The 14,742-nt window shown below is 70.5% G+C and carries 13 protein-coding genes; 5 read left to right on the top strand and 8 right to left on the bottom strand.

The genetic code is table 11. The annotated features are described in order from the left end of the window. The first annotated feature begins 43 nt into the window (after positions 1-43). Complete coding sequence (locus tag ACLBWP_RS04435; protein WP_447654212.1) at positions 44-985, top strand: ADP-ribosylglycohydrolase family protein; 942 nt, start codon at positions 44-46, stop codon at positions 983-985. Between the two features lie 84 nt (positions 986-1,069). After that, the gene (locus tag ACLBWP_RS04430; RefSeq protein WP_447654211.1) at positions 1,070-2,104 is read left to right on the top strand and encodes a hypothetical protein; all 1,035 of its coding nucleotides are present in this window, start codon (positions 1,070-1,072) and stop codon (positions 2,102-2,104) included. A 118-nt stretch (positions 2,105-2,222) separates the two neighbouring features. Here the strand turns inward: ACLBWP_RS04430 and ACLBWP_RS04425 are convergent, their stop codons facing one another. Next, the gene (locus tag ACLBWP_RS04425; RefSeq protein WP_447654210.1) at positions 2,223-2,744 is read right to left on the bottom strand and encodes a hypothetical protein; all 522 of its coding nucleotides are present in this window, start codon (positions 2,742-2,744) and stop codon (positions 2,223-2,225) included. A 17-nt stretch (positions 2,745-2,761) separates the two neighbouring features. After that, the gene (locus ACLBWP_RS04420) at positions 2,762-3,166 is read right to left on the bottom strand and encodes a hypothetical protein (protein WP_447654209.1); all 405 of its coding nucleotides are present in this window, start codon (positions 3,164-3,166) and stop codon (positions 2,762-2,764) included. Between the two features lie 78 nt (positions 3,167-3,244). On the opposite strand from ACLBWP_RS04420, the gene ACLBWP_RS04415 reads away from it, so the two are divergent. Further along, complete coding sequence (locus ACLBWP_RS04415) at positions 3,245-6,718, top strand: TM0106 family RecB-like putative nuclease (protein WP_447654208.1); 3,474 nt, start codon at positions 3,245-3,247, stop codon at positions 6,716-6,718. A 37-nt stretch (positions 6,719-6,755) separates the two neighbouring features. On the opposite strand, the gene ACLBWP_RS04410 is transcribed toward ACLBWP_RS04415, so the two are convergent. The 3 genes from ACLBWP_RS04410 to ACLBWP_RS04400 all read right to left on the bottom strand — a co-directional run bounded on the left by ACLBWP_RS04410 (position 6,756) and on the right by ACLBWP_RS04400 (position 9,151). Beyond that, positions 6,756-7,418 (bottom strand): GOLPH3/VPS74 family protein, encoded by a 663-nt coding sequence (locus ACLBWP_RS04410; protein ID WP_447654207.1) that lies wholly within the window; start codon positions 7,416-7,418, stop codon positions 6,756-6,758. 78 nt (positions 7,419-7,496) lie between these two features. Beyond that, positions 7,497-8,294, bottom strand: coding sequence for a glucose 1-dehydrogenase (locus tag ACLBWP_RS04405; protein ID WP_447654206.1), 798 nt, complete (start codon positions 8,292-8,294; stop codon positions 7,497-7,499). A gap of 89 nt (positions 8,295-8,383) precedes the next feature. Continuing rightward, positions 8,384-9,151: a GmrSD restriction endonuclease domain-containing protein gene (locus tag ACLBWP_RS04400; RefSeq protein ID WP_447654205.1), complete on the bottom strand. Its 768-nt coding sequence runs from the start codon at positions 9,149-9,151 to the stop codon at positions 8,384-8,386. Between the two features lie 86 nt (positions 9,152-9,237). Between ACLBWP_RS04400 and ACLBWP_RS04395 the strand changes: the two genes are divergently transcribed. After that, positions 9,238-10,017 (top strand): aldo/keto reductase, encoded by a 780-nt coding sequence (locus tag ACLBWP_RS04395; protein ID WP_447654204.1) that lies wholly within the window; start codon positions 9,238-9,240, stop codon positions 10,015-10,017. Between the two features lie 21 nt (positions 10,018-10,038). Further along, a complete protein-coding gene (locus ACLBWP_RS04390; RefSeq protein WP_447654203.1) occupies positions 10,039-10,587 on the top strand; it encodes a cysteine hydrolase family protein in 549 nt (182 codons plus the stop codon). Positions 10,588-10,591: 4 nt separating this feature from the next. Here ACLBWP_RS04390 and ACLBWP_RS04385 read toward each other — a convergent pair whose 3' ends face one another. The 3 genes from ACLBWP_RS04385 to ACLBWP_RS04375 form a co-directional block, all read right to left on the bottom strand. After that, positions 10,592-11,017, bottom strand: coding sequence for a type II toxin-antitoxin system VapC family toxin (locus tag ACLBWP_RS04385; protein ID WP_447654202.1), 426 nt, complete (start codon positions 11,015-11,017; stop codon positions 10,592-10,594). After that, positions 11,014-11,214, bottom strand: coding sequence for a hypothetical protein (locus ACLBWP_RS04380; RefSeq protein WP_447654201.1), 201 nt, complete (start codon positions 11,212-11,214; stop codon positions 11,014-11,016). Before ACLBWP_RS04380 ends, ACLBWP_RS04385 begins: the two co-directional genes overlap by 4 nt. Before the next feature lie 67 nt (positions 11,215-11,281). Continuing rightward, positions 11,282-14,677 carry a DEAD/DEAH box helicase gene (locus tag ACLBWP_RS04375; RefSeq protein ID WP_447654200.1) on the bottom strand — a complete coding sequence of 1,132 codons (3,396 nt, stop codon included), beginning with the start codon at positions 14,675-14,677 and terminating at the stop codon, positions 11,282-11,284. Between the last annotated feature and the right edge of the window lie 65 nt (positions 14,678-14,742).

Raw genomic sequence — 14,742 nt, 5'->3', positions numbered from 1 at the left:
CAGGGTGTGTTTACGCATTTCCGCGTAAACCCTTGGAGGGCTCATGACGAACATCCACGACCGCGCCGTCGGCGCCGTCCTCGGCTCCGCAGCAGGCGACGCCCTCGGCGCCGGGTACGAGTTCAAGCCCGCCGTCCCCGAACCCACGCCGATCCGCATGGCCGGCGGCGGCTCGTTCGGCTGGGCGCCGGGGGAGTGGACGGACGACACGAGCATGGCCGTGCCGATCCTCCGTACCGTCGCCCGCGGTGGCGACCCGGCATCCGAAGCCGCGCTCGACGGCCTGGTGGCCGCCTGGGCGAGCTGGGCGGTCAACGCGCCCGACGTCGGCATCCAGACACGCAACGTCCTGACCGGACTGGAGGCCCACACCGCCTCCCACGCACGCGCTGCGGCCCGGCAGGAGCACGAGTACAAGGGCCAGTCCGCGGGCAACGGATCGCTGATGCGGACCGCGCCGCTGGTCCTCGGGTACCTGACGGGCGCGCCGGACGAAGAACCGCGGTTGGCCGCAGCTGCCCGGGCGATCAGTGACCTGACGCACTACGAATCGGACGCGGGCGACGCATGCGTGCTCTGGTGCGCGGCGATCCGGCACGCGGTACTGACCGGCGAGCTCGACGTCCGGCGGGGGCTGGACCTGCTCGACCCGTCGTCGCGCGACGTCTGGGCCGAACGGCTGACCGTGGCGGAGCAGTCCGAGCCGGTGGACTTCACCGACTCGAACGGGTGGGTGGTGTCAGCGCTGCAGGCGGCGTACGCGGCAGTCACGCGCAGCAGCTCGCTCGAGGACGCCCTGGTTCGGGCGGTCCGGACGGGCAACGACACCGACACGGTGGCCGCCATCGCCGGAGGGCTCGCCGGGGCGCTCTACGGGGCGTCGGCGTTGCCGGCTCAGTGGCGTGTGCTGCTGCACGGCTGGCCGGCGCTGCGGGCGGACGACCTGGTGACGCTGAGCGAGCAGGCACTCAGCCGCACCGCGTGAGCTGCCTCGTCGGAGGCTTCGATGGGGGGAGTCTCCGGCGCCGTCTGGCAATCGACTGTCGGAGGTGGTTGGAAGTCTTGAAGTGTGTCAGAGACCCATGTCAATCATTTCGACATCACGCTTGCAACGTTGTTCAACGTGGACGTTGTCTGCGGTGCTTTGTGGTTCTTGTACCTCTACGTGCTCATTCTGAGCCAGGGAAGTAGAAGATCTGTCCTCCACCTGAACAGGTTGGAGCGTCGCTGTTTGAGAGATGAGACCACGGAACCGTCATCGTCCCATCGAGCGTGGCTTCGATTCCGTGCCAAGCACCTCTCAACCGCCCGCGCGGTCGAGCGAGCGCACTTCACCGTGTTTCGCCCAGCTCTTTGGCTCGCCGTCATCCTTGTCGCGGGCCTGCTCGGTCTCGCCGGGGTCGTCGCTGGAGCGGCCGCATTCGGCCATGCTTCGCGTGCCTGGGATGGGGCCGCTTTCGCGCTGGCCTTCTTTGCGCCGGTTCCGCTCCTGCTCACGGCGTTGCTGCAGCGATTGTTCTGGCACAGACGGGCGCGGAGCGAGTGGCAGGTCGTCTTGCTCGGCGAACAACTAGCGGCCGATGCTGAGAGCGAACTCGACCAGGATTACATCGCTCGTCACACTGCACGCATCCTCACTGCCCTTGGCCGGCGACTTGAGCGGGCAGGTGCGCGTCGTGGTGAGGGTGCAGAAGGGCGAGCGTGGCTCCTCAAGACTCAGCCGGCGATTCACATGCGGGTAGAGCTCGTCACCACTGATGCCACCGAGAAGCGCGTCTGGACTGGGTGGGTTGCGACGTGGCTTGACCAGGTCAGCGACGCCTTTGGAACGCGACGTCAAGGCTCGCAGCAGGCGTCCACCACGATCGCTCGGCTTCCAACGGGGAACCCTGATCTCGTCGGGCTCGGCACTCTCGTGGCGGCGTGCTGCTTGTTCGGGGCGTTGGGGGTGTGGATGGCGATGCTGTCCAGTGGATTTGATGCTTCGGCGCTGCTTTCGACGTTGGATTCCACCGCAGGCCGCCTAACGACATTCATCGGATTCGTTGCCACGCTGCTCTCCATCGTCGGCTATCGGCGCGGCAGGGTCGTTGAGGGCGCTTGAAGCAGTACGTTCTCCGTTCTGCAGCAGCGCTGTACAGGATCCCACCCAGCTTGGGGCTGCACGGGCGAGTAAGTGCTGCGGTTCGCACCGCTCCGCGCGGTCTCGATGTGGGAGTGGGTTACTGCGGCAGGCCGAGCTGTTCGCACTCTGCCCACTGCTCGGGGCGGTGCTGCGTGAGCCATACCGTGAACTCGGCGAACCCGCTGTGGGTCGTGAAGACCCGGAACTGCTTCTTCCGTCGCTCGTCCCAGCCGGTCAGGCTGACGAAGGTCATGCCGCCGGCATTCGACTGCGTTGCGTAGCGGATCCGGTGGAGATCAGCGACGTTCCGGTGGCGCGTCCGGCCCAACCCGATCCGCACGTCGTAGCGCTCGTCCCAGACGGTGATGCGGCTGCGGTTCAGGACGAGGCCGATCGGCAGGACCACGATGCCGCCGCCGAGCAGCATCGCGAACAGGCCACCGCCGAAGTCGGGCGCGACGGTCGACTGGATCACGGCGCCGATGATGCCGATCCCGACCGCTGCGCTGCCGATGATCACGAGCAACGTCGTGTTGAACCACGATCGCCGCACGACGAAGAGTGGCTTCGCAGCCGCTGTCGTCGCGGTCCCGCCCCATGTGTTGATGCTGTTGCTCATCGTTCCCCCTTGGTCGATCAGCGTACTGACCTCGTGCTGCTGCTGCCGCGCGCGCGATCGATGGCGGCGATGAGCGAGGGGATGCCCCACACCACGAACCGCGGTCGGGTGCCATTGCGCATGACGACCTCGATCTGACGACGTGGTCCCCGCGAGACGTCGCGGACCTCGGTGATCTCGTCGAGGGGGATGCCGAAATCCGGCCGCGTGAAGTTCAGCCGGTGCGGGTGGAACCACAGGGCCGTCGAGGTCAGCACGAGCTTGCCTCCGACACCCTCGACACCGCGCAGCCCGAACAGTCCCCGCCGTCCGGGTGCGACGTCGAAGGCAGCAGCGTCCAGCCCGACCCGGCTGTAGGCCGCAACGTCGATCAGGCACGTGGCGTTCCGGCGCAGCAGAACGGGCGACTCCTGCATGCTCATCATCCGACCGTACCGCGCCGGCCGGACGCGGCAGCACGGCCGTCGGGGGCTGTCGGCACCCGCCCCTACGGTGGTTGCATGCAGATCACCGAGGCCGGCCGCGCGCTCCTCAGCCCGAGCGACCTCACCACGTGGGCGACGTGCGAGTACGCCTTCCTGCGCCGCCTCGACGTCAAGCTCGGCCGTGGGGAGCCGCTGCCCGACGAGCACGACGACATGCTCGACCGCACCGCCAGGCTGGGGGACCAGCACGAGCTGGACTACCTGGCGATCCTGAAGCAGACGCACGACGTGGTCGAGTTCGAGCGACCCGCGCCACCGCAGTACGAAGCGGCAGCAGCCGAAGCGATCCAGGCAATGCGGAACGGCGACGCCGACGTGCTGTACCAGCCGACCTTCCACGCGGCGCCGACCGAGCACACCGCGGGCTTCATCGGCTTCGCGGACTTCATCATCCGCAACGACGCCGGCGAGTACGAGGTCTACGACACCAAGCTCGCCCGGCACGCCAAGATCAGCGCCCTGCTGCAGCTCGCCGCGTACGCCGAGCAGATGCAGGCGCACGGCATCCCGACCGGGCAGCAGGTGCACTTGGTGCTCGGCGACCGCACGACGACCACGCACGACCTGGCCGACATCGCGCCGGTGTACCGCACGCAGCGGGCCGAACTGCAGCGGGTGATCGACGAGCGCCTCGACGCCGACGAGCCACTGCAGTGGGGCGATCCCCGCTACGCCAGCTGCGGCCGGTGCAGCGCGTGCCAGCAGCAGGTCGAGCAACACCGCGACCTGGTGCTGGTGGCGGGCATGCGTCTTGATCAACGCACGAAGCTGATCCGGCACGGGGTGCGGACGATCGACGACCTGGCGGTCCGCACCACCCCCGTACCCACCCTGGCGAAGACGACGCTGGACCGGCTGGTGCGTCAGGCGAGCCTCCAGATCGAGACGGAACGAACGACAACGCGAGCCGGCCATGCCACTCCGGCCTACGAGCTGCTCGACCCCCGCGCCCTCGACGCCATCCCGACCCCGGACGCGGGTGATGTGTTCTTCGACTTCGAGGGCGACCCGATGCACACCGAAGACGGCGTGCACTGGGGCCTGGACTACCTGTTCGGCCTGGTCGACGACCGCGCCGCGTTCACCGCGTTCTGGGCGCACACGATCCGCGACGAACGACAGGCCCTGGTCGACTTCCTGGCGTTCATCGCCGAACGCCGCCAGCAACACCCGGGCATGCACGTCTACCACTACGCGGCCTACGAGCGGACGCACCTGCTGTCGCTCGCGGCCCGGCACGGCGTCGGTGAAGAGGCCGTCGACGACCTGCTGCGCGCCGGCATCCTGGTCGACCTCTACCCGATCGTCCGCGGGGCCCTGGTGGTCGGCAGCCACAGCTACTCGATCAAGAAGCTCGAGCCGCTGTACATGGGCGATGACCTGCGCATCAGCGACGTCACGAACGCGGCCGACAGCATCACCGCCTACGTCGACGCGATCGCAGAACTCCGCACCGGCGACGCCAAGGCCGGGCAGCACATGCTCGACCAGGTCGCGGACTACAACGCGTACGACTGCCGCTCCACGCTGCGGTTGCGCGACTGGCTGCGCTCGCTCCGGCTGCCGTCGATGGATGCGCCGGCGGAGCTCGACCTGCCGCCGATCCCGGTGGAGCGTGAGCCGAACCCCGTGTCCGTCGCGCTGGCCGCGGAGCTCGAGGACACCGATCCCCTCGACCGCACGCCCGACCAGACGGCGCTGGCGCTCGCCGCAGCCGCGATCGACTACCACCGCCGCGAGGCCAAGACCTTCTGGCAGGACCACTTCGACCGGCTGCGCAACCCGCTCGACGAGTGGGCCGACACCCGCGACGTCCTGGTGGTCGAGCGGGCGTCGGTGGAACGCGACTGGGACATGCTGCCGCGTGCCCGCTCGCAGTCGCGGGAACTCCGGTTGTCGGGGACGCTCGCGCCCGGCAGTCGGCTCCGGCCAGGAGGCTCGCCCCACCTGGTGTACGACGACCCGCCTCCGCCATCGGTCGGCGCTCCGGGCCCCGGGTCGAAGGGCGCGACGGACCGCGCCACGATCCTGGACGTGCGGGACGACGGCGAGACGACCGAGGTCCTGCTGCTCGAACGGCTGCCCGTCGGTGGCGAGCCGCACCACGAGTACCCGGTCGCGTTGGCGCCGTCCTCACCGCCGCGCGCCAAGCCCCAGCCCGAGGCGATCGCCGAGTGGGGTGGTTGGGTCCTCGACGCGTTGCCCGACATGCTGCCCGACCCGGCGCTCGACCTGCTGCGTCGGGTGCCACCGCGAGGTGCGCTCGCGCCCGTGGACGGGGACGACACCGTGGGGGCGGTGGTGGCGACCCTGCTGGGGCTGGACCACTCGTACCTGGCGATCCAGGGGCCTCCCGGCACCGGCAAGACGTACGTCGGATCGAACGTCGTCGCGCGCCTGGTGCGGGAGCACGGATGGCGCGTCGGTGTGGTGGGGCAGTCGCATGCCACCAGCGAGAACTTCCTGTCCGCTGTGGTCCGCGCCGGGGTGCCCGCGGACCGCGTGGTCAAGCAGCCGAAGGCGGGTGCCGACGCCGACGCGATCCAGGCGGCGGCGTGGACCCCGGTGAAGAACGGCGCGGCGGTCGCGGCGTTCCTGGCGTCGTGCGAGCAGACCGGCACCGGGGGCGTCGTCGGCGGGACGGCGTGGACCTTCGCGAACGAGAGCACGGTCGCGCGGCGCTCCCTCGACCTGCTCGTGGTCGACGAAGCCGGGCAGTTCTCGCTCGCGCCGACGATCGCGTCATCGGTCGCCGCGGCGCGGTTGCTGTTGCTGGGGGACCCGCAGCAGCTGCCGCAGGTGTCGCAGGGCTCGCACCCCGAGCCGGTCGACCAGTCGGCGCTCGGGTGGTTGGCGGACGGCGAACACGTGCTGCCGCCGGAGTTCGGGTACTTCCTGGCCCGGACCCGGCGGATGGAGCCCGCGCTGACCGCCTCGGTGTCGGACCTGTCGTACAACGGGCAGCTGACGTCGATGGTGTCGGGCCGGCACCTGCAGGGCGTCCAGGCCGGCGTTCACCCGGTGCCAGTGGGGCACGTGGGGAACACGACGTCGTCCCCGGAAGAGGCAGCGCGGGTGGTCGAGCTGGTGCGGGACACGGTCGGGCGCTCGTGGACGTCGTCGTCGGGCACCCGGACCCTGACGGACGAGGACGTCATCGTCGTCGCGCCGTACAACGCGCAGGGTGCCGTGATCCGCGCGTCGCTCGATGCCGCCGGCTTCAGCGGTACCCAGGTCGGCACGGTCGACATGTTCCAGGGGCGGGAGGCCGTCGTGTCGATCGTGTCGCTGGCGGCGTCGAGCGCGGCGGACATCCCGCGCGGGCTCGACTTCCTGCTCATGCCGAACCGGCTGAACGTGGCGCTGTCGCGGGCGATGTGGGCGGCGTACCTGGTGTACTCGCCAGCGCTGACGACGGCGCTTCCGCCCTCGATCCCCGGGCTGTCGCTGTTGTCGCGGTTCATCGAGCTCGTCGAGCCGCGCTCCTGACGCCGCAGTCGACCGCAACGGTCGACCGGCGCGGTCCCTACGAGGACGCGACCGTCGCCGCCGTCGTCGCGGCCATCACGCCCGCCATCACCGCGGTCGTCTGGATGTCCTGCAGCACCGCCTTGACCGCGGGCGACGCCCACGTGCCCGACGTGATGTCCTGCACCCGGGCCTTGTCGACCTTGCCGAACTGCTGCCGGAGCGACCCGGTGGCATCGAGCAGGGCGATGGTGGCTGCCGTGAACGGGGTGGGGGTGGTGCGGCCGTCCAACACCTCGAGCACCGCCGTCCGCAGAGCCATCTCGGGCCGGCCGTCCCGCTCCGGGTACGCCGTCGACGGGAAGATGCCGAAGGTCTTGCGCTGCTGCTCGGTCAGCAGCCCGGCCTGCACGAGCTCGGCGGCGACGTCGTCCCGGAGCTGGCGCCCGCCGAGCTTCGACACCCACCACTTCGCCTTGCGCGGTGTGCCGGATGCCGCGATGGTGCCGACCACGGCGTCGAGGACCCCGTTGCCCACGGGCGCCCCGTTGACGACCCGCACCAGCTTGCCGTCAAGGGACACCGCACCGCGCAGCGCGAGGTCCGCCAGGACCGCGCCGGCCAGGCCGGCGTCGAAACGGCTGGCGTCGACGGCGCGGCGACCGTCCGGTTCGGTCAGCAGCAGCGCGAACGCCTGGGGCACGGTGAGTTGCTCAGCCATCCCCCGATCGTTCCACGTGCTGCGGGGGTGCGTCGAGCCTCCAGGCCGGAGAGCGCGGCCCGGTGCCGAGCTGACCGCTCAGTAGGCGGCTGACTGGCCACCGTCGATCGGGACGACGGTGGCGTTGACGTAGCTGGCGTCGTCGGACAGCAGGAACGCGACGACCGCGGCGATCTCGGGTGCTTCGCCGTAGCGCTTGGTCGGGTTGCCCTGGATGAACTCCTCGGCGGCCCCGCGCGGGTTCTCGGCGTCGAGCTGCTTCATCGAGTTCTCGACCATCGGCGTCCAGATGGCTCCGGGGGCGATGGCGTTGATGCGGATGCCGTAGCGGCCGTACTCGACGGCGGAGTTGCGCGTCAGGCCGACCACGCCGTGCTTGGCGGCCGCGTACCCGGACTGGTTGCCGATGCCGCGGATGCCACCGACGCTGGCGGTGTTGACGACCATGCCGGAGCCCTGCTCGCGCATGATGCCCAGGACCTTCTCGAGGCCCAGGAACACGCCACGCAGGTTGATCGACACGACCTTGTCGAACTCGGCGGCCGTGAAGGACTCGGTCGGGTTCTGCTTGCCCTCGATGCCGGCGTTGTTGAAGAAGCCGTCGATGCGGCCGAAGCGCTCGGTGGTGGCGGTGACGTACGCGTCGACCTGCGCTTCGTCCGACACGTCGGCGACGGTGGTGAGCACCTGGGCGTCGGGGGTGGCGTCGAGGACAGCGGCCTTCGTGGCGTCGAGGCCGTCGCTGCTGACGTCGACCAGCGAGAGCTTCGCGCCCTCGGCGGCCAGGCGGACGGCGGTCGCGCGGCCGAGGCCGGAGCCGCCGCCGGTGATCAGGACGACACGGTCGGAGAAGCGGGTGGTGGTGTTCGTGGGCATGGGAGGCCTCCTGAGGTCTTCGTCGTCGAAGGTCGATGCGTTCGCATCGGCTCGCAATCTAGACTACACCTGTCGTTTTGCGCCGACGGTCAGCAGCGGTCGAGCACCCGCGTCATCGCCTGCTGCTCCGCCGGCGCGACCCACAGCCGGTACCGGGTCTTCACCGTGACCTGGTGCTCGACGTACGTGCAGCGGAACGCCGTGGCCGCGGGCAACCAGGTCGCCGCGTCGCCGGATCGCTTCTGCGCGTTCGAGTGTCCGTCGACCGCGAACAGGTTGTCCGGGTCGTTCGCCAACGCCTGCCGTTCGCCCTGGCTGAGCTGCTGCGCGCCCGTGACCCAGGCGTTCTCGAGCGCGACGACGTGGTCGATCTGCACGAGCGTCGAGGTGGTGTTCCCGCGCACGAAGTCGATCGTCGTGCCGGTGTACGGCGATCGGAGTTCGCCGGACGTCACCCGGCACGGGCCGCTCCGCACGACGTCGGTCAGGTCGCGGGCCAGCACGTCGTTGCGGGTGTCGCAGCCGTTGTGGTCGACGTCCAGCCACGCGGTGCCGAAGTCGGCGGTGCGGTCGTAGCCCGTCGCGGGGGCCTTGCCCTTGACGGGCAGGGCCGCCAGCTGCGCGCGTGCGGTCGCGACGTCGGCCGGACTGGAGGCTCGGGTCGGCTCCGGCACGGGTGCTGCGGTCCCACGGGCGGTCGCGCTGACGGTCGGGGCTGCTCCGGTGGCCGGTGTTCCGTCCGCCTGAGAGGGCGGCGCGCCGGTCGCGTGGAGCGCGTACCCGAGCACGGCGATGCCGATCAGGATCAGCGAGCTGGACAGGGTCAGGCGGGTGGTGCGGCGTCGGCGGGACGTCATGCGGCGTGGTGCTCCTGGTGGTGCTCGGTGGATCGTCCGTCCGATCCTGGTGGACGCATCCGACATCGCCGCGTAGACACGGTGGCATGACCGACTACGCAGAACCGTCCGTGCCGGTGACCGGTGGAGCGATGCCGCTCCTGGGCTTCGGCACCTGGCAGATCGACGACGCTGACGCCCCCGCTGCCGTCAGCGCAGCGCTCGACGCGGGGTACCGCCACATCGACACCGCGACCGGGTACAGCAACCAGCGCGGAGTGGGGCAGGCCATCGCCGACTCGGGTCTGTCCCGCGGCGACCTGTTCGTCACCACGAAGCTGCCGCCGGACAACGCCGACCGCGTCCGCGAAACGATCGAGGAGAGCCTGGAGCAGCTGGGCCTCGAACACCTGGACCTGTGGCTCGTGCACTGGCCGCCGAACGGCGAAGCGCGCCCCGACGTGTGGGAGCAGGTCGTGCAGGCGCAGGCCGACGGGCTGACGAAGGCCGTCGGCGTGAGCAACTACTCGCTCGCGCAGATCGACGAGCTGACCCAGGCGACCGGGACCACCCCGGCCGTGAACCAGATCAAGTGGAGCCCGGCCCAGTTCGACCGCGCGGTCGCCGACGGACTGCGTGACCGCGTGGTCGTGCTCGAGGGCTACAGCCCGTTCAAGGCGAGCAACTTGCAGGACCCGACGCTGGTGTCGATCGCCCAGGCGCACGACGTCGACACCGCCCAGGTGATCGTCGCGTGGCACGTCGCGCACGAGTTCGTCGTCATCCCGAAGTCGTCGAACCCGGAGCGCATCCGTTCGAACGCGGCCGGCGCGACCGTGACGCTGTCGGACGACGAGGTCGCCCAGATCGACGCACTCGGGCACTGAGCTGGCGGTAGCGTCGGGGAGGTGAGCAGCGCACTCCTCGTCATGGACTACCAGAACAGCATCGTCGACCGCCTCGGGACGCCGGAGGGGCTCGCCGCGGCGGTCGACGCCGTCGGGGCCGCGCGGGAGCGGGGGATCCCGGTCGTGTTCGTCCGGGTGGCGTTCCGGCCCGGCGCCCCCGAGGTCGCCGCGTCGAACAAGATGTTCGGCGGGATGCGAGAGCGGATGGGCGCACAAGCAGCTGACGCCACCGAGGTGCACCCGGCGTTCGCGCTGCGGGACGACGACATCGTCGTCACGAAACTGCGGGTGAGTGCCTTCGCAGGCTCCGACCTCGAGGTGCTGCTGCGGGGGCTGGACGTGCGCGACCTGTTGGTGTGCGGCATCGCGACGAGCGGCGTCGTGCTGTCGACGCTGCGTCAGGCGGCGGACCTGGACTTCGGGCTCACGGTGCTGGCGGATGCGTGCTCGGACGGCGACGACGAGGTGCACCGGGTGCTGCTCGAGAAGGTGTTCCCGCGCCAGGCCGCTGTCGTGTCGACGGCGGACTGGGTCGCGTCGCTCGCCTGAGCGTTCAGGCTGCCCACGGCGCGTCCCACTCGAGGTCGTCCGGGGCCCGGTCGATCACCGGGAAGCCGATCGCCTGCGCGACGCGGGCGAGCTTGGCATCGAAGGTGACCAGCGCGTCACTCGTCATGATCGCGGTGTGCAGCACGACGGCGTCGGGGGCGCTCAGCCGGTGGACCGCAGTGAGTTCCGCGATGCCGACAACGTCGTCGTCTTCCACCGGCACGACCAACAGGCCCAGTGACTCGACCTGGATCAGGCACTCGTCCAACCACGAGTCGCGGACAGGGCGAACCAGGACCTCTGCCAGCGTGACGGCGGTGGTCAGGAACTCGTCCCAATCGTGGTGGTCGAGCACCTCGACTGCCCGGTGGTGGCTGGAGTCCGTCGGGTTGCACCGTGCGATCAGGACGTTTGCGTCGAGCAGGATCACAGTCGCCCTGCCCGCAGGTCTTCCAGGTAGTTCGGCGGGTAGTACATGCCGTGCGTGATGCCGTCGAGCCGCACCGTCCGTCCGTTGCGGAGCGTGATGGAGGAGGACATCCCGTTGTCGGCGCGACGGAGATGTGGGAGCGGTGGTGGATCGTCGTCGGGGAGATCGGTCAGCTGGGGGTCGTCGAGCAAGGTCATGATCCGACGCTAGGAGCGCCCGGTCTCCATCGACAAGCTCTCCAGATGTCGTATGTCGCCGCGCCGCTCAGTCGAGCAGCGACCGGATGTCCTCTGCCGACAGGTCGTCCGCGAACAGCGCGTCGTCGTCGATCATCGTCGCGAACAACTGCGCCTTGCGGGCGGCCAACGCCAGCACCTTCTCTTCGATGGTGTCCTCGGCGATGAGCCGGTTGACGTTGACCGACCGGGTCTGCCCGATCCGGTGCGTGCGGTCGACGGCCTGCGACTCGGCAGCGGGGTTCCACCACGGGTCGAGCACGAACACGGTGTCCGCCTCGGTCAGGGTGAGCCCGAACCCGCCGGCCTTGAGCGAGATCAGGAACGCCGGTGTGGTGCCGTTCCGGAAGCGGTCGATGACCTTCGTGCGTCCTCGCGTCGACCCGTCGAGGTAGTCGTACCCGATGCCGCGCTCGTCGAGTGCAGCAGCGACCATGCGCAGGAACGACGTGAACTGGCTGAACACCAGCGCGCGGCGACCCTCGGCGGCGAGCTGCTCGAGCTCGTCGAGCAGCAGGTCGAGCTTGGCGGACGGGATGTCCGACGTGCCTTCGCCGACCAGTGCCGGCGAGAGCGCGAGCATCCGCAGCAGGGTGAGCGACCGGAACACGATCATGCGGTTGCGGTCGAGGTCGTCGATCAGGTCGAGGACCTTCAGGCGCTCCCGGTTGAGCGTCCGCTCGTAGACGTCGCGGTGCGCCGGGTCGAGCGTGACCCGCACCACCTGCTCCTGCTTCGGTGGCAGGTCGGACGCCACGCTCTCCTTCGTCCGGCGCAGCATGAGCGGACGGATGCGCCGACGGAGCCGGGCGGTGAGTTCACTGCGTGCCGCACCCCGCAGGTCGGGCGAGGCGAGCGGCTTGACGTAGTCGTCCCCGAACCTGGTCCACGACGACAGCAGTCCGGGCGCGACGATCGCGAACAGTGCCCACAGGTCGGTGAGCCCGTTCTCGAGCGGCGTGCCCGTGATCGCGATCTTGACCGGGGCATGCACGTCCGATGCCGCCCGGTGGGTCTGCGACTGGGGGTTCTTGACGAACTGCGCCTCGTCGAGCAGCAGCGCCGTGAACGGCAGCTCGGTGTAGGCGGGTGCGTCGAGCCGCAGCAGCGCGTACGAGGTCACGACGACGTCGGCGGACGCCGCGACCCGGGCCACCAGGGACGGGTCCTTCAGCGAGGTCGTCTCGATCGTCGCCACCCGCAGCGACGGCACGAAGCGCGCGGCCTCGGCAGCCCAGTTGCCGACGACCGACGTCGGCGCGACGACCAGGAACGGCGGGTCGTCGGGCGCTGCCTGACGGCGGGCAGCGATCATCGCGAGCGCCTGCAGGGTCTTGCCGAGGCCCATGTCGTCGGCCAGCACCCCACCGACGCGGTGCTCCATCAGGAACGACAACCACGCGTACCCGGAACGCTGGTAGGGCCGCAGGTCCGCGTGCACGGTGTCCGGCACGACGACCTCACCGGGGGGAGCGGCGTCGAGCAGTCGTTCGGCCATCGACCGCCAGCGCTCGTCGTGGTCGGTCTCGTCGGCGAGCTGGTCGAACGCCGACCACAGCCCGGCCTGCAGCGGCGTGACCGTCATCGGCTGCGACGGCTCCCACTCGTCCTGCTCCCGCGCCTCGTCGATGAGCTCCTTGAGCCGGTCGAACGCCGGGTCGGCCAGGGACAGGTACGAGTTGTCGACGAGCTTCATGCGCCGCTGCCGACTGGCGAGCGCGGTGAGCAGCGGCGTGAACGGGATCTCCTTGCCGTTCACGCTCACGAAGATGCCCAGGTCGAACCAGTCGTGCTTGTCGGACGGCATCGTCGTGACGCGGATGTGCGGGCGCCCGGTCAGCCGCTCGTAGTCCAGCCGTTCGCCCTGCACGACGACGCGTACCCCGTGCTCGGCCAGGGCCGGCAGCAGTTCGTTGGCCAGCACCGCGACGTCGGCGCCCTCGACGGTGCCGTCGACGAACCAGTCCAGTCCGCCACCCGGTCCGGTCGTGTGTCCGACGGGAGGCTCGGCCCGGCGGCCGTCGTCGGCTGCGGTCGTCGACGGGGCCGCGTCCACGGCATCGGTCGCCGCGGTCGCGTCGGTGTCTGCCGCGTCCGCGTCGTCCGCTGCGCGCACGCCGGTCAGGTCGGGCAGCGGTCCGTGCATCGCCACCGGGTCCTTCCGTCCGCCGACGTGCCAGCGCCACTGCACGTGCGCGACGTCGTCCGTGCGGGGAGCCCGCGCCGGCTCGAACGTGACCGTCAGCACGAGTTCGGGCGGTGTGCGCTCCGGCAGCTCGATCGAGCCGTCGGAACTGACCAGCCCGAGTGCACCGCGCAGTCGAGGCGACCAGTCGGCCAGGAACTCGTCGACCTCGGCCGCGGGGACGTGGATGCGCGTGCCCTCGGTGAGCATGCGGCGCTGGTCCTCGGGCACGGGGTCGGGCGTCGGGGCCAGGTCGACGTGGAACTCGGGCGACTCGCGGAACGCGTACAGCCCGTGGTCGCCGATCAGCCGTGCGGCACCGTCGGCGATGGGTCGGCCGTCGAGCACCGCGCTGGTGCCGATCGTCAGGCCGTCGTCCGACCGGGCGACGTCGAGCAGCACCCGCGCGTCACTGCCCAGGACCGCGCCGCCCTCGCGCTTGCCGGTGACGAACGCGATCCCGAGTGCCGGTGCCTGGCGCAGCAGCGGCCAGAGCAGGGGGCTCGGGAAGTCGTCCAGGTGGATCCAGTCGCTCTCGCCGGGCAGCCCCGCCAGGGCTCCGGCGCGGTGCAGGGCAGCGAGCTGCAGGAACCACGCGTGTTGCTCGGCACCCAGGCCCAGACGGTTCATGGAGTAGGGGAGCGTCCCCCACGTCAGCTGCCCGCGCACCCAGTTGCCCGCATCGCTCCGGGTCACCGGGCGGACGCCGAGCCGCACCGACCGAGAAGCCGTCGGCAGCGCACGACCCGCGGCACGCGCCCGCGCTGCCATCCGCGCGGGGACCGCGTCGCGGAGCTCGAACTGCAGGCCGAGCGGCGTGGTGCTCTGCAGCGCGGCAGGGAGCGGGGTGTCACCGGCGAGGCGGGCGACCTCGTGCCTCCAGTCCGGGGCCGGCGGTTCGGGCGGTGCCTCGGCGCGTGGGCCGGCGTGTGCGGCGACCGCACGGGCGTTGATCGTGAGCAGCAGTGCGGCGACGTGCTTGCACTCGCCGCCGATCGGGCACGCGCAGCGGGAACGGACCGGGCGGACGAACTCGCCCCGCGCGGCCGTCGTGTCGACGTGCACGTCGTACGGGTCGTCGGCGGACCCGGCGACCACGCCCGTGATCGTGCCGGCATCGTCGTCCCAGACGGCGGACTCGACCAGACCCTGCCGCACCAGGTCCCGCGCACGGCCGAAGGTCTGCGGCCCGACGAAGCGGATGACATCGACGGCGTCGATCATCGGGGCGGCAGGCACACGCCCATCGTGCCAGTCCCCACCGACGCCTGCTGACCGGACCGCACCCGGAGTGGGGCTGTCGC

The sequence above is a fragment of the Microbacterium sp. M1A1_1b genome (assembly GCF_053345565.1).
Note: the sequence above shows the minus strand (reverse complement) of the source record. Positions and strands in the feature narration are given on the sequence as shown.

Excerpts from the sequence above, each read along its gene's own strand:
- ACLBWP_RS04435 (WP_447654212.1), top strand. The coding sequence starts at position 44 with ATGACGAACATCCACGACCGCGCCGTCGGCGCCGTCCTCGGCTCCGCA.
- ACLBWP_RS04425 (WP_447654210.1), bottom strand. The coding sequence starts at position 2,744 with ATGAGCAACAGCATCAACACATGGGGCGGGACCGCGACGACAGCGGCT.
- ACLBWP_RS04420 (WP_447654209.1), bottom strand. The coding sequence starts at position 3,166 with ATGAGCATGCAGGAGTCGCCCGTTCTGCTGCGCCGGAACGCCACGTGC.
- ACLBWP_RS04415 (WP_447654208.1), top strand. The coding sequence starts at position 3,245 with ATGCAGATCACCGAGGCCGGCCGCGCGCTCCTCAGCCCGAGCGACCTC.
- ACLBWP_RS04410 (WP_447654207.1), bottom strand. The coding sequence starts at position 7,418 with ATGGCTGAGCAACTCACCGTGCCCCAGGCGTTCGCGCTGCTGCTGACC.
- ACLBWP_RS04405 (WP_447654206.1), bottom strand. The coding sequence starts at position 8,294 with ATGCCCACGAACACCACCACCCGCTTCTCCGACCGTGTCGTCCTGATC.
- ACLBWP_RS04400 (WP_447654205.1), bottom strand. The coding sequence starts at position 9,151 with ATGACGTCCCGCCGACGCCGCACCACCCGCCTGACCCTGTCCAGCTCG.
- ACLBWP_RS04395 (WP_447654204.1), top strand. The coding sequence starts at position 9,238 with ATGACCGACTACGCAGAACCGTCCGTGCCGGTGACCGGTGGAGCGATG.
- ACLBWP_RS04380 (WP_447654201.1), bottom strand. The coding sequence starts at position 11,214 with ATGACCTTGCTCGACGACCCCCAGCTGACCGATCTCCCCGACGACGAT.